The organism is Nocardia sp. NPDC050718 (assembly GCF_040654235.1).
GTDB lineage: Bacteria > Actinomycetota > Actinomycetes > Mycobacteriales > Mycobacteriaceae > Nocardia.
Genome location: NZ_JBFAHQ010000002.1, coordinates 850,439 through 864,950, shown reverse-complemented (window position 1 = coordinate 864,950; position 14,512 = coordinate 850,439). Strand labels below are relative to the sequence as shown.

Genomic DNA, 14,512 nt, shown 5'->3' with positions numbered 1-14,512 from the left:
CCCGGCGCGCTGCACACAGAATCTCCACATTTGACGACGCAACCCTCCACACCCGCTCGCTAGGGTCTGTCCATGGACATCAGTGGGGGCGGGACCGGAGCGCCGGCGCGGCGCATCCTCGTCGTCGACGACGAGGTGACGATCGCCGAGTCGGTCGCGGCGCGATTACGCGCGGAGGGCTTCACCGTGGAGGTGGCCCACGACGGTCCGGGCGCCGTGGCCGCGGCCGCCACGGCGGAACCGGACCTGGTGGTGCTCGATGTGATGCTGCCCGGTTTCGACGGGCTCGAGGTGTGCCGGCGCATCCAGGCCGACCGGCACGTCCCGGTGCTCATGCTCACCGCCCGCACCGACGAGACCGACCAGCTCGTCGGCCTCGGGGTCGGCGCCGACGACTACCTGACCAAGCCGTTCTCGATGCGGGTGCTGGCCGCCCGCGTGCACGCCCTGCTACGGCGAGTCGACCGGGCCGCCGAGCGCGGTGAGAGCGCCATCGTCGTCGGCGATCTGCGGATCGACCTCGACGAGCGGCGGGTCTGGCGCGGCGCGACCGAGGCCAAGCTGACCCCGCTGGAATTCGACCTGCTGGCCCGCCTCGCCCAGCGCCCCCGCGCGGTCCTGGCGAGGGAGCGACTGCTCGAGGACATCTGGGACTGGTCGGACGCCTCGGGCACCCGCGCGGTCGACAGCCACATCAAGGCCCTGCGCCGTAAGCTCGGCGCCGATCTGATCCGCACCGTGCACGGTGTCGGCTACGCCCTGGACGCGCGATGAGCGAGCTGTCCGCGGACGCCCCGCGCACCTTCCTCGACCGGGTGGCCGACCGGATGCCCCGGCCGCTGGATCCGCTGCGCTCGATCAAGATGAAGCTGGCCGTGCTCATGGTGTGTTCGGGTGCGGTCGCGTTCGCCTACTTCTGGTTGCGGATCGGCTGGCTGCCGGCGTTCACCACGCTCACCGCCATGATCATCGCGCTGGTCACCTCGCAGTTCCTCGCGCACGGCATCACCCGTCCGCTGCGCGAGATGACCGCGGCCGCGCGGCGGATGGCGCACGGCGACTACAGTTTCCGAGTCAGGGCCAGTTCCCGCGACGAGGTAGGTCAGCTCGCGACCGCGTTCAATCAGATGGCGGCCGACCTGGCCGCGGCCGATCGCCAGCGCCGCGACCTCATCGCCAATGTCTCGCACGAATTGCGCACACCGGTGACGGCCCTGCACGCGGTGCTGGAGAACATCGTCGACGGGGTGAGCGAACCCGATCCGGCGACGCTGCGCACCGCGCTGGCCCAGACCGAACGCCTCGGCCTGCTCGTCTCCGAACTGCTCGACCTGTCCAGCATCGAGGCGGGCGCGTTCACCCTCGATCGGGAGAACCTGCCGCTGGCACCGCTGCTGGCGGAGGTGATCGCCGAAGCCGAGGTGATGACGGCCGCGCTCGGCCGCGGTGTCCGCTTCACCACCTCGATCGTGCCCGCCGAGGCGACCGTGCGCGCCGACCGGGCCCGCCTGCACCAGGTGCTGTTCAACCTGCTCGACAACGCGGCCAGGCACGGGCCCGCGGGCGGCGAGGTCCGCGTGTCCGCGCTGGCCGTGCCCGGCGCGACCGTGCTCGAGATCCAGGACGACGGTCCCGGCATCCCGGAAGCCGACCGCGCCACCGTCTTCGATCGGTTCACCCGCGGCGGGCGCACCGACGGCGGCGGCACCGGCCTCGGCCTGGCCATCGCCCGCTGGGTGATCGACCTGCACGGCGGCACCATCGCCGTCGCCGACCCCGGCTCCCGTATCCGCGTCGTCCTGCCCACGGACTGACCCGACCACATCCCGACCCACCATCCCGGACGCCACGTCCCGGGACGATCCCGCACACCCATCGGAGGGGACATGACCGACGAATCCGCCACCCCGCGAACACCGGACCAGCCCGCGGCCGCCGCCACGGCGACGAAGACCGGACCCGCGGCCGGCGCGACGGCGACGAAGAGCGGACCCGCGCCGGGTCCCGGCGCCTCGGCGCCACCGAAGGGCGACCCGCCGCCGTGGACCGCGGGCTGGCAGGCGGCGGCCGTCATGCCGCCGATGCCGAAGGCTCCCGCGCTGCCACCGCCCCCACCACCGGTCTACCGGCGCCGGTTCCACGTCGCCCGCCCGGCGGGCGTCCTGCCCGCCGCCGCCGTCGCCGGAATCGTCGGCGCGACAGTCATTCCCCTCGACCGCCCCGGCCTCGGCTGGCTCCTCGCCGGTGGTGTCGTCGCGGGTGCGCTGGGCATCGTCGACCACCGTGCCCGCACCCGCACCTCGACCGCGCCGAGCCCGGTTCCCGATGCCGCGACACAGAACGATTCGGCCGCCACACCGAATTCGCCTACCTCCATAGCGGATTCCCCGAGCGATCCAGCCCCGGCGAACGCGGACACCGCCCCCGCGGTCTCGGAGTCGTCCCCGGCCGCTCCCGCACAGCCGGGCCCGCCCGATCCGGCGAACGGTGAATCCGCTCCGGCCGCGACCGGCACCCCCGCGCCGGGTGACAAGTCCGCCGCCCCGGCAGCACCCGGTCGTTCGGCCATCGAGGTCACACCGGGAGTGCCGACCTCGGGCCGCACGGGCGTGCAGCCGACCCCGGCCGACCCGGAGCCGGCCGGCACGACGCCGATCCCGACAGGTCACCCACAGCTATCCGGTGCGACCTCGACCGCGACAGACCACCCGGACCCATCCGATGCGACCCCGACCGCGACCGCGACAGACCACCCAGACCCATCCGTTGCGATCCCGACCGCGAGCATCGATTCCGCGGTAGCAGCCGGGCAGGCGGCGGGTGAGGCGTCGTCGAGCGCGCCGACACCGCCGAGCACGAGCGCCTCGGAGCCGGTCGGCGCGACCAAGCCCTCGGCGGCTTCCCCGGAAGCGTCCCGTGCGGCCCCGATCGCCGCGACGGTGGCGCCGGCCGGGACCTCTGCGGCGTTCGAGCCCGTGGTCGCCCGGCATCGGCTGTGGTGGACTGCCGCGGCGCTCGCGCTGCTCGGGGTCGGGACGTTCCGGGCGGCGGGATGGTTGTTCGTGCTGTGTGTGCTGGCGGCAGGTGTCGCGGGCTCGCTGGCGGTGCTGGGGCGCAGGACCGGTCGCGGGATCGCGCACGACATGGTGGCGGTGCCGCTGGCCTCGTTCGAGGCGGTGCCGTGGGCGTTCTCGGGGTTGCGGGGCACGCGGCCGGCGGAGCTGTCCGGTCTGCGGCGCTACGGTGCTTCGGTCGCGGTGACGGCCGCGCTGCTGGTGGTGTTCGTGCCGCTGCTGGGCGGCGCGGACGCGACCTTCGCCGAATTGCTCAGCGGGCTGGTGCCGTCGATCGACGCGGCCACGGCGTGGCAGTGGATCGTACTGTTCGCGGTGATCGGGATGGGCGCGCTCGGCGGGCTGTACCTGCTCGCCGGACCGCTCGCGCCGGGCACCGAGACGCGCCCGGTCCGGTTGTGGTCGCGCAGTGAATGGGTGCTGCCGGTCGGCGCGCTGACCGTGCTGTTCGCCGCGTTCCTCGGTGCCCAGTTCGTCGCGCTGTTCGGTGGTGACGACTACGTGCAGCGCACCGCCGGTCTCACCTACGCCGAGTACGCGCGCAGCGGCTTCTGGCAGCTCTCGGCGGTGAGCATCCTGACCCTGGCGGTGATCCTGGCGGTCCTGCACTGGGCATCGCAGGAGACGGCCGCCGACCGGCGCTGGCTGCGGATCCTGCTCAGCGCGGTGAGCGTGCTGGCGCTGGTGATCGTCGGCTCGGCGCTCGCGCGGATGTGGACCTATCAGCAGGCCTACGGCTTCACGGTGCTGCGCCTGCTGGTGGAGGTGTGTGAGCTGTGGGTCGGCCTGGTCTATGTGCTCGTGCTGGTCGCGATCGCCCGGTTGCGCTGGCGCTGGGTGCCGCGCGCCGCGGTCGGCACCGCGCTGGCCACCCTCATCGCGCTCGCCGTCCTGGACCCGGAACAGTTTGTCGCCGAACGCAATATCGCCCGCTGGGAGGACGGCAAGCGGCTCGACTCCGAGTATCTGAGCACCCTGTCCCCGGACATCCTGCCCGCGCTGACCGAACTGCCCGCCGGGCTGCGCGCCGACATCGAGGACCCGATCCGCGCGGATCTCGACGACGACCACTGGTGGTCGTGGAACCTGTCCCGCAGCTCGGCGCGCTGACGCTACGGCTGGGTGCTCCGGGACAGTCCGCTGGCCCGGAGCACCCGTCGTCCGATGGCGGCGCGAATGGATTCCTCGGTGCCGATGATGCGCACATGGGTGCGGGCGCGGGTGATCGCGGTGTAGAGCAGTTCCCTGGTGAGCAGCGTGGATTCCGGTTCGGGCAGGACGACCGAGACGGTGTCGTACTGGCTGCCCTGACTGCGGTGGATCGTCATCGCGAACACCGTGACCACGGCCGGGAACTGGGTCGGATGGACGAGATAGGGCTCGCTGCCGCGCTGCAGCGCCGCCCGCAGCGATCCGTCGGGCCGCCGGACGATGACGCCGGTGTCACCGTTGTAGATGCGGGCCTCGTGATCGTTCGCGGTGACCAGCAGCGGCTGCCCGGGATACCAGACCGCCTGCGGCCCTTCGGGTCCCGCGCCCCCGGCCGCCGCCCATTCGGCGGCCATCCGATCCCACCGCTCCACCCCGAACGGCCCCTGCCGATGCGCGCAGAGCAGGCGATGCGATTCCAGTGCGGTCAGCGCGCCCACCGCGTCGCCGGCGTTCGCGGCCGCGGTGACGGCCAGTGCCGCGCTGGTCACGTCGGCCCGCACCGCCGCGGTCTCGTCGGGCGCGCACAGCGACACGTCCGCGTCGCCCGCCCGCAGGATGGCCAGCGCGGCATCCGCGTCCCCCGCGCGCACCGCGACGGCCAGGTCCGCGATCCGGCCGCCGAAGCGCCGACCGCGCGTCAACCGCACGATGCCGCCCCGCAGACGGCGCTGTTCCAGCGCGCTCAGCGACTCCGGATCCGGTTGCGTCCCAGCATGATCGGCGACCTCCGCCGCGTCCTCTCCCCCGGGGGCCGAATCGGATCGCAGCAGCTCCGGCAGGGCGGGGTTCGGCGCACCGCTGATCGGCCCCGCGACCAGATCCGCCAGCACCGCGCCGGCATCGACGGAGGCGAGCTGGTCCGGGTCGCCGACCAGGACGAGGCGGGTGTCGGGGCGCAGGGCCGAGAACAGGTGGCTCATCATCGTCAGGGAGACCATCGACGTCTCGTCGACGACGACCACGTCGTAGGGCAGCCGGTTGTGTTCGTGGTGGCGGAATCGCGTGGTGCGGCCGCGCTGCCAGCCGAGCAGACGGTGCAGGGTGGCGGCGGTGAGTTCGGGGAGCCCGAGTTCGGCGGCTTGTTCGCGGACCGCTTCCTGGAGGCGCGCGGCGGCCTTGCCGGTGGGCGCGGCCAAGGCGATCCGCAGGGCGGGGAGTTTCGGGGTGGCGCGGCGGTGCGCGGTGAGCAGCGCGAGGATGCGGGCGATGGTGTGGGTCTTGCCCGTGCCGGGGCCGCCCGCGACGACGGTGGTCCAGTGGGTGGCGGCGAGCGCGGCGGCCAGTCGCTGCCGGTCGGGCCCGGCGCCGAGGGGGTCGGCGAACAGGCGGTCCAGTTCGGCGCGCACGAGGACGGAGTCGATCTCCGGGTGGTCGGCGCTGCGTTCGGTGAGTACCCGCCGCAGCGTCTGTTCCTGCTGGTAGTACCGGTCGAGGTAGAGCAGCGCGCCGCCCTCGGCGTCGGCTTCGACCAGGCGCAACGGGCGCAGCGGTCCGGCCTGCCCACCGCGGATGAGCGGACTGCGGCGCAGCGCGGCGAGCACCCGATCGGTGTCGGGCCAGGGCAGCGTCGCCGGATCGATTCCCGCTGCGGTGTTGCGGCTTTCGTCGGCGTCGATGCCGATCTCGCGCATGCGGGCCAGTTCCAGGCACACCGAGCCCGACCGCACCGCGCGCACGGCCAGCGCCGCCGCGAACAGCACGTCCTCGCTGTCCTCCCGGCCCATCCGCCCCAGCCGCACCGCGACATGCACATCCGCGGCGGACAGCACCCCGGCCTCGTTGAACACCCGCAGCAGCCCGGTGCCCCGCTGCGCCACCTGAATCGACGTCATCGGACGACCTCCCCCGAGCGCACCCGGTCCACGGGTGGCGTCGCCCATCGCCGAGCCGGCGCCACAGCGACCAGACGACGCGGGCACCGCCCGCGAGCCCTCATCGCGGTTCTCCCGCGAGCAGATCCGACAGCGCGACAACGAGTTCCGCGGGCGGCTGCCAGTCGAACACACCGTGGCCCGCCGGAGTGGCGGCACCGATCATGCCGCGCACGAACAGATACCGCGCGCCACCGAGATGCCGGGCCGGGTCGTACCCGGGCAGCCGCCAGCGCAGGTAGCGGTGCAGCGCCACCGCGTACAGCAGCGCCTGGAGTGGGTAGTGCGAGCGGATCATCTCCGTGACCATGTGCTCGCGCCGGTAGTGCTCGACGGTGAGATCACCGGTGCCGAGCCGGTTCGTCTTGTAGTCGACGATCAGATAGCGGTGCCCGCCCGCGTCGTCGGGCACCCGCAGCACGGCGTCGATGCTGCCGGTGAGGTAGCCGCGCAGCACCGTGTCGGGCAGCGCCGACAGATGGTCGGCGTACCCGGCCAGCACATCGTTTCCGGGTAGATGGCGGCGCAGCAGGTCAGCGATGCCGTGCATCCCCGCAGACCGCGCACCGGGGGTGTCGCCCCCACCGAGTGGCAGTTCGAATTCCAGCTCGCACAGTCGATCCCGGGTCGCTATCGCGGCGAGCGAACCGAAATCGGCAGGGGTGCGCAGAACTTCGAGCAGCGCGGTGGCCAGCAGGTCGACGTCGAGTTCGGCCATGGTGTGCTCGACCGCCTCCGCGCAGCGGGCGGCGACCTCGGCGGCGAGATCCGGCGCCGAGGTGTCGACGGCTTCCAGGATGCCGTGCACGAGGGTGCCGAACTCCGCGCCGTAGGGCAGCGCGTTCATCAGTGACGGCGCACCGGTGCCGCCGGCGGGGGCGTCGAGCGGCGCCTCGGCCGGTTCGTCGTCGGGCCCCGGCCCGTCCTCGGGCTCCTCCTCGCCGACCCCCGCGAGATCGTGCGCGCCCGCGGTGAGCGCGGAATACGATGTCCGCCGCCACTGCTGGTCGAGGACCCGGGTGAATCCCGCGACGGCCAGCTCACCGCTCGGCAGCTCGGTCCTGACCCGGCGCGGCTCGACGTCGTCGGGCCGGTGCACCGCGGTCACCGAGATCACCTCGGCCGCGGGCGCCGCCCACTCCGTGAGGCGTTGCACCGCCGCGGTATCCGCGGGGATGTCGGCGCGGCGCGGCACCTGGGCCGAACCAGGGCGCCGCCCCAGGATCATCCGGTGCAGCGGCGCGGCCGCGGTGGTGACGGCGGGCGCCCACCAGGCGACCACCTGGCACATGGCCCGGGTCAGCGCGACATAGAGCAGCCGCAGCTCCTCCCCCGATTCCTCGGCCTCGCAGCGCAATTGGCGCTCGCCGTAGCCGGGCGCCTCCTTGCCGCCGATGTCGAGCACCCTGGTGCCGTTGTCGTCGTGGAACAGCAGCGTCGCCGGGTACGGGTTCTTGGCGCTGTCCCACGCGAAAGGCAGGTACACGAGCGGGAATTCGAGCCCCTTGCTGGCGTGCACGGTGGCGATCTGCACAGCGGCGGCGTCCCGGTCGAGCCGCCTGCTGCGGCCGCTGACGCTGCCCGCCTCCGGATCCCGGACCCGATCGGCCAGCCAGCGGGTCAGCGCGGTCAGCCCGAGCCCTTCGGCGAGGGCCACCTCGTCGAGCAGTTGCGCGAGGTGGCGCAGATCGGTGAGTTCGCGTTCGCCGTTCTCCACCGCGAGCAGCCGCGGCGCGAGATCGGTCTCGGTGGCGAGCTTGTCGAAGACGGCCGCGAACCCCGCGCGGGCGAACAGCCGCGCCGCCTCCCGCAGCTGGGTGGACACCCGGCCGACGAGATCGGCTCCGCCCGCGTCGATCTCGGCCACGGTGACGCCCAGGATCGGCGTGCAGGCGGCCAGCCGGACCCGGTCGCCGCGATGCGGTTGCTCCAGCGCGCGCAGCACCCACAGCCAGTCGGTGGCGGCCACGGTGGCGAAAACGCTGGTGCCACCGGCCAGCACGGACGCGACCCCGACCCGGTCCAGCGCGGCCCGCACCACATCGATCTGAGTGCGGGTGCGCACCAGCACCGCGATGTCACCGGGCCCGATCGGCCTGCCCACCCGGCCGTCGCCCACCTCGGTGAGCGAATGATCCACGCCCCGTTCCGGTTTGGCCTCGATGGTGGCACCGGACTCGAGCAGTGTGACGATGTCGGCGGCCAGGTCGTCGGCCACCTTCGCCCGCTGCCTGCCGACCGAGGGAAACCCCGACCGGTTGCGCGGACCGGCGCCGGTCCGCGGCAGCACCCGCAGCCGCAGCGGAGTGATCACCGCCGGGTCGCCGTGCAGGCGGGTCGCCGGGCGGGTCGGTGTCACGGGATAGACGCTGATCTCCGGGTGCCCCAGTTCCGCACCGCCGCACAGGTGGTCCAGCGCGCGCAGCAGTCCGGCGTCGCTGCGCCAGTTGCGGGTCAGTTCGCTGCGCCGTTCGGCCAGCGCGACCGCGTCCAGGTAGCTGAGCACCTCCGCGCCGCGGAAGGCGTAGATGGCCTGCTTCGGGTCGCCGACCAGGACCAGGGTGGCGTGTTCGTGGAAGGCCAGGCGCAGGATGTCCCATTGCAGCGGGTCGGTGTCCTGGAACTCGTCGACCAGCGCCACCCGGTACCGCTGCCGGATCCGCGCGCAGGCTCGCGGCCCGTGCTCCGGATCGGCGAGCACCTCGTGCAGCAGCACCAGCAGATCGTCGAAATCACGCAGTCCCGCACGGCGTTTGCGGCGCTCGGTCTCCGCACGCACCGCCGTCGCGAAGGCCACCCGCTCGCCCGCGGCACCGTCGGTGCGCGGCGCGAGGTCGGCGTGGCGGTCGTGCACGGCGGCCAGCGCGAGGGTGTGCGCCTCGCGCAGCGTGAACGGCGCGCGGTCGCGGGCGTAGCGGGCCAGGTAGAGGTCGTCGGCGACGGTGGCGACCAGGTCGTCGACCGATTCCACCAGCCGCGCGCCCGGATCGTGTTCGCCCGCCAGGCCCAGTTCGTCGAGCATCCGCTGGCAGAACGAATGGGTGGTGGCGATGGTGCCCGCGTCGAAATCGGCCAGGGCGGTGAGCAATCGGTGCCTGCGCAGCCGCAGCGTCGCCGGATCGGTGTCGGCCAGCCCGCGCACCAGCTCATCGGGGTGGGCCCGCGCGACGCCCGGATCGGCGAGCGCGGCCGCGACCGTCACGAAGCGGTCCCTGGTGCGTTCCCGCAGTTCCTGGGTGGCGGCGCGGCTGAAGGTCACCAGCAGTAGCTCGGTGATGCCGACGCCGGCCTCGGCGACGTAGCGCACCGCGAGACCGACGATGGCGTGGGTCTTCCCGGTCCCCGCGCTCGCCTCGAGCACCGTGGTCCCCACCGGCAACGGCCCGGCCGCGTCGAAGGCGGCGGGCGCCGACATCGTTCCCGTCACGGTTGCCCCTGACCCTCGGCTGCCAGCAGCGGCGCCCACCAGCGACGCGCGATCGCGCCGAACCGCGTGCTCTCGGGTTCGCCCGCCCGGGCGGGGGCGGCGGCGAAGCGGTCGAAGCGCGGCGCGCGGCCCCACACGTAGCGCAGGTAGCGGTCGGTGTGGTCGCCGAACTTGTCGGGTCCGTTGGGGCCGCCGTCGAAGGCGTGCTCGGCGGCGAGCAGGGCATCGGCGACACCGTCGCCCCGGAAGCGGCGTTCGGCGTAGGCGGCGGTGGCGGCGGGCGCGACCGGGAGCGGTTCGCACAGCCCCTCGTCGCGCAGCCGAACCAGGTCGCGCAGGACCGCCAGGGCGGCGGGGGCCTCGGGCGCCACGATCACCGACCGGGCGACCGGCCTGCTGCGGAACTGACCGCGGCCGGTGCTGATCGCGCGCCACGACCGGTCCTCGGTCGCGGCCAGCGCGAGCAGCGAAACCCACGCGGCCAGGCGGTGTTTCGGCGCCAGCCGGGAGTAGGTGATGCGCACCAGGGTCTCGCCGCGGACCTCGGGCACGGTGCCTGCCAGGGTACGGCCGTTGCCGAGGTCGAGGGCGATGTCGACCGCGCGCGGGCTCGCCTCGTAGTCGGGCTCGGCGGTGCGCACGAGGGTGTCGACGGTGCCCTCCACCTCGTCGAGGACCGCGCCGCCGAACGCGAAGGGCGGCAGGGTGCCGCGCCGCCACTCGGCCGCCCGCAGGCCCGCGGGGTCGGCGCCGGTGAGCCGCGCCGACAGCATCCGCTCGCCCAGATCCCATTTCGCCAGTCCGTCGAGTTCGATAGGCAGTTGCTCGGCGATGTCCTCGGCTTCCTCGGGCACCCGCAGCCCGAGCCGCTGCCACAGGAACGCGCGCACCGGATGCTCGGCGAACGCGATCAGCTCCGCCAGCGCCACATCGGCCTGCGGGACCGGCGGCAGCGGCTCGGTCAGCAGCGGCGGACGCGGCCGCGCGGGCCGGGCGGCGGCGCGGGCACCCGCCAGCGCGACGGTGTCGAAACTGAGCGGCCGCTCGGGCGCGAAATTGCGGCGATCGAAGGCTTGCAGCGGATGGCGGACGTGCACCGCGTCCAGCGCGTCCGGACCGACGTGCGCGGCGAGGACGTCGAGCAGCTCGGCTACCGGCACTGCGGGCGGGCGCGCGGCGCCGGTCACCGGATCGGCGCCGGTGTGCAGGATGAGCAGCCGCTCGCCCGCCGCCATGATCGCGTCGAGCAGCAGCTGACGGTCCTCGCTGCGGGCATCGCGTTCGCCGACGAGTGGGTCGCGGGCCAGCAGGTCGTCCCCGTCGACGGTGCCGGGGCGCGGGAAGACGTCGTCGTCGAGGCCGAGCAGGATCACCACCCGGTGCGGCACCGACCGCATCGGGACCAGCGTGCACACCGTGAGCTCACCGGTGCGGAAGTTCGCCCGGCCGGGCCCACCCGCCAGGCGACCGGTCAGCAGCACCGCGACATCGGCCAGCCGCAGCGGCGTCTCGCCCGCGTGCTCGGTGGCGGCGACGATCTCGCGGCGCGCCTCGGTGCGGATCCAGGAGTGCGCGTCGGGAACGTCGGTGAGCAGGTCGACCGCGCGCAACAGGACCGTCGTCCATTCGGCGGCCGGCCGGGGGCCGCGCAGATCGCGCAGGCAGACCGCGAGCCGGTCGACGAACTCGGCGAAGCGACCCGCCAGGTCGACGTCGTTGGAGTCGACGTCGTCGAGCGGCAGGGCCAGATCCAGCCAGTCGTCGCCGGACTCGTCGGCGGTGACCCCGAGCAGGATCCGGTCGACCGCGGCGTTGAGGGTGTTCTGCGCGAAGTCGGCCAGGCCGAACGCCTCGCGCTGGCGCTGCCCGATCCCCCACCGGGCACCGGACTCGGCGGCCCACTCGCGCAGCCGCTCGATGTCGTCGTCATCGAAACCACAGCGCCTGCGGACGGTCTCGCTCGCCGCCAGGTCCAGCACCTGCGTCACCGTGACGCGACCGTCGGCGAGCTCGAGCAGCTCGATGACCACCGCGAGCATCGGGTTGGTGACCGCCCGGCCACGGTCGGCCAGACGCACCCGCAGCTGGTGCGCCGGGTGCTCGCCCTCGACGGGCAGGTCGACGGCGCCGGCGCCACGATGGCCGAACGCGGCGCGGACCAGCGGTGCGTAGGCCTCCACGTCCGGGCACATGATCAGCACGTCGCGCGGTTGCAGGTCCGGGTCGGCGGCGAAGGCGGTCAGCAGCAGGTCGCGCAGCACCTCGACCTGACGGGCGGGGCCGTGGCAGGCGTGCAGCTCGACGGTGCCGTCCGCCGTCGCGCCCGATACGGGGACCCGGTCGGCGCGGATCGCGGCTTGCACGGTGCCGAGCAGGGCGGTGTCGGCGGTTTCGCCGGGGAGGTGGATCGTGCTGTGCAGCACCGGGTTCAGCCGCTGCTGGAGTTCCCGGACGTCCCGTGCCAGGCCGGACAGGAGAGGGTGGCGGACGAGATCGGCGGTGTCGTCGGCGGCGCGCGTGAGCACCGGTGCGCCCGCGACCGGAGCGGCTCCGACGGCACCGGCGCCCGACCGTTCGGCAGCCGTCGCGTCCCAGTCGGCTCGCGTGACCGCGTCCCCGTCGGCTCGCGCGGTCTCGTGCCGAGACGGGTCACCGTCCGGGGAAGCACCACCCGCCGCCGCCAAGGCCGTCCACATCGCGGGACTCGGATGGGCCAGCCAGAGGTGGACGTCGCGGTGCTCGGCCAGGGCGACGAGGACCGCGAGCTGGTCGGCGGGCAGCCGGGTGAGGCCGAAGACGGAGATCCGCGCGGGCAGGTCGACCGTGTCGGGGTCGGCCCGCAGCCGCGCGCAGGCCGCGGCGAGCCGTTCGGCCGGGCTCGGCGAGCCGACGGCCGCGCGCAGGGCCCGCCACAGCCGCGGCTGCCAGGCGAGGTCGTCGGGCACCGGGCCGCCGGCGCCGTCGGTGTCGGCGCCCGCGGCCCAGTCGAGGATCAGCTGCGGACGTTGCGCGGCGTAGGAGTCGAACAGGGCGGCCAGGTGCGCGGCCGTCGCGTAGCGCCTGCCCACCCGATGCCCCGTGCCGGGCAGGCCGAGGTGCCGGGCGAGCACCGCCGCCCACGGCTCGCCTGCGACCTCGTCGATCACCCCGAGCAGGGTCCACACCAGTCGCTGCCCCACCCACGGATCGTCGGCGGGCGCGACCCCGCTCGCCGCGGACAGCACCTCCGCCACCAGCGCCGTCGGCGCGGGGAAGGCGATATTGGCGGCCACGCCGTCTCCGGCGCCCGCCACGCCGAGCACGCCGGAGAGCCGCTGGGCCAGCCAGCGCTCCACCCCCTTCGCCGGGACCGCGACCACCTCGGTGGTGAACGGGTCGGCCGGTGCGTCACCGAGCACCCGCCCCAGTCCGTCGGCCAGCGCGTCGGCGCGTTCGGCGCGATGGAGGTGCAACGGCATCCGTCGTTTATACGCCCAGCGACCGACCCGCAATCGTGCGGCCCCGCCGTCACCACCGCGCAGGGCAAGTGAAATAGGCCACACCGCAACGCGTTCCCGGCCGCGCCTGCGCCACCCTGGTTACCCGCCGTGGGATCGTCGACCTTCGGGTGGGACAGTTCGGCCGCAGGCGAAAGGCTGGTCCGGTTCATGATCGCGCAGGTGATTCCCCTGGTTCCCGGTGGCGGTTTCATCGTCCGTCGTGCGGGCGACCGCTGGGAGCTGATCAATTCCCGGCGCTACGGGCCGGACCAGGTGCTGCACACCTGGCCGCTGAATCAGCACGGCGAAGCGTTCGAGCACTGCCATCGGCTCAACGGCTGCACCATCGCGACCCCGCACGCCGCGCATCACTGAGCGGAAAACCGAAGCGGCGCAACGGCGCTGTAACACACTCGGGTGCGCACCTCAAGTAGTGCACAACGGCGTCAGGTGTGCGAATGTGGTCCCTCGTGCGTGACCGTTCCCCCGCCACCCGCGTCGTTCCCCGGGTCGCAGCAACCGCCTGTCTCCTCGCCGCCGCGGCCGTCCTCACTCCGGGCGTCCCCGTGCTGGCCCCGTCGGCCCATGCCGTGCCGCCTGCGCTCACGCAGGTGTCGCAGCCCGGCTTCGACAGCGATATGAGTTCGCGGATCGCGCGGGTGAACGCCTATCTAGCCGGGCGTCCCGGCGTCACCGGGTACGTGCTGCGCGACCGCCAGACCGGCGGCATCTACGCCAACGAGCACGCCGAGAACCAGGTGTGGACCGCCTCGACGATCAAGCTGGCCATCGCCGCCGACCTGCTCAACCGGGCCAGGGTCGGCGCCATCGGCCTGTCCCCCGAGGACCGGACCAACATGGAGTCCATGCTGGCCACCTCCAACGATCACGCCGCCGACGTGCTGTGGAACAAGTACATCGGCTTCGACCGGATGGCCTACAACAACGCGTTCCGCGCCTACGGCATGGTCAGCCTGATCCCGCAGCCGACCGCGTCGGCGATGTTCCCCGACTGGTCGTTCCAGAAGTGCACCGCCGCCGACCTGGACCGGCTGATGAACACCATCCTCGACACCATGCACCCCGACGACCTCGCCTACCTGCTGGACCGGATGCGCTCGGTCGACTCCAACCAGCACTGGGGCGTGTGGGGTGCGGGCGCGCGGATGCGGCCCGGCCTGAAGAACGGCTGGTCGGCCGAGGCCGACGGCTGGGTGGTCAACTCGGTCGGCGTCGCGGGCAACGGTGAGCGCTACACCCTGGCCATCATGAACGCCCTCGGCAGCGACGGCGGATACACCGAGGGCTCGGAGACCGACACCAAGGTCGCCGAACTGCTGCTTGCCGGTCGCTGACCTTCCCGGTCCCGTATTCTCGATCTTGTCCGACCGGTCCGCGTGCCACGGTGTCGCTCACCGCGGCACGCGGCTCCCGGCGAGCGAACGCACC

At 73.5% G+C, this 14,512-nt stretch carries 8 protein-coding genes; 5 read left to right on the top strand and 3 right to left on the bottom strand.

Annotation, left to right across the window (positions count from 1 at the left end; translation table 11 throughout):
* Positions 1-72 precede the first annotated feature (72 nt).
* From AB0H54_RS13460 to AB0H54_RS13450, 3 genes are all read left to right on the top strand, one after another.
* A complete protein-coding gene (locus tag AB0H54_RS13460) occupies positions 73-774 on the top strand; it encodes a response regulator transcription factor (RefSeq protein WP_357345403.1) in 702 nt (233 codons plus the stop codon).
* Positions 771-1,814 (top strand): ATP-binding protein, encoded by a 1,044-nt coding sequence (locus tag AB0H54_RS13455; RefSeq protein ID WP_357345401.1) that lies wholly within the window; start codon positions 771-773, stop codon positions 1,812-1,814. Before AB0H54_RS13460 ends, AB0H54_RS13455 begins: the two co-directional genes overlap by 4 nt.
* Before the next feature lie 72 nt (positions 1,815-1,886).
* On the top strand, positions 1,887-4,184 hold the full coding sequence (locus AB0H54_RS13450) for a DUF4153 domain-containing protein (RefSeq protein ID WP_357345399.1): 2,298 nt from the start codon (positions 1,887-1,889) through the stop codon (positions 4,182-4,184).
* A 2-nt stretch (positions 4,185-4,186) separates the two neighbouring features.
* Here AB0H54_RS13450 and recD read toward each other — a convergent pair whose 3' ends face one another.
* From recD to recC, 3 genes are all read right to left on the bottom strand, one after another.
* Complete coding sequence (gene recD, locus AB0H54_RS13445; protein WP_357345397.1) at positions 4,187-6,118, bottom strand: exodeoxyribonuclease V subunit alpha; 1,932 nt, start codon at positions 6,116-6,118, stop codon at positions 4,187-4,189.
* A 100-nt stretch (positions 6,119-6,218) separates the two neighbouring features.
* A complete protein-coding gene (locus AB0H54_RS13440; RefSeq protein WP_357345745.1) occupies positions 6,219-9,572 on the bottom strand; it encodes a UvrD-helicase domain-containing protein in 3,354 nt (1,117 codons plus the stop codon).
* Positions 9,573-9,580: 8 nt separating this feature from the next.
* Positions 9,581-13,042: an exodeoxyribonuclease V subunit gamma gene (gene recC / locus AB0H54_RS13435; protein WP_357345395.1), complete on the bottom strand. Its 3,462-nt coding sequence runs from the start codon at positions 13,040-13,042 to the stop codon at positions 9,581-9,583.
* A gap of 129 nt (positions 13,043-13,171) precedes the next feature.
* Between recC and AB0H54_RS13430 the strand changes: the two genes are divergently transcribed.
* Together AB0H54_RS13430 and AB0H54_RS13425 are read left to right on the top strand one after the other, a co-directional pair.
* Positions 13,172-13,438, top strand: coding sequence for a hypothetical protein (locus AB0H54_RS13430; RefSeq protein ID WP_355275717.1), 267 nt, complete (start codon positions 13,172-13,174; stop codon positions 13,436-13,438).
* Between the two features lie 83 nt (positions 13,439-13,521).
* The gene (locus AB0H54_RS13425) at positions 13,522-14,418 is read left to right on the top strand and encodes a tat pathway signal sequence (RefSeq protein WP_357345393.1); all 897 of its coding nucleotides are present in this window, start codon (positions 13,522-13,524) and stop codon (positions 14,416-14,418) included.
* The last annotated feature ends 94 nt before the right edge of the window (positions 14,419-14,512 follow it).

Excerpts from the sequence above, each read along its gene's own strand:
- AB0H54_RS13460 (WP_357345403.1), top strand. The coding sequence starts at position 73 with ATGGACATCAGTGGGGGCGGGACCGGAGCGCCGGCGCGGCGCATCCTC.
- AB0H54_RS13455 (WP_357345401.1), top strand. The coding sequence starts at position 771 with ATGAGCGAGCTGTCCGCGGACGCCCCGCGCACCTTCCTCGACCGGGTG.
- AB0H54_RS13450 (WP_357345399.1), top strand. The coding sequence starts at position 1,887 with ATGACCGACGAATCCGCCACCCCGCGAACACCGGACCAGCCCGCGGCC.
- recD (WP_357345397.1), bottom strand. The coding sequence starts at position 6,118 with ATGACGTCGATTCAGGTGGCGCAGCGGGGCACCGGGCTGCTGCGGGTG.
- AB0H54_RS13440 (WP_357345745.1), bottom strand. The coding sequence starts at position 9,572 with ATGTCGGCGCCCGCCGCCTTCGACGCGGCCGGGCCGTTGCCGGTGGGG.
- recC (WP_357345395.1), bottom strand. The coding sequence starts at position 13,042 with ATGCCGTTGCACCTCCATCGCGCCGAACGCGCCGACGCGCTGGCCGAC.
- AB0H54_RS13425 (WP_357345393.1), top strand. The coding sequence starts at position 13,522 with ATGTGGTCCCTCGTGCGTGACCGTTCCCCCGCCACCCGCGTCGTTCCC.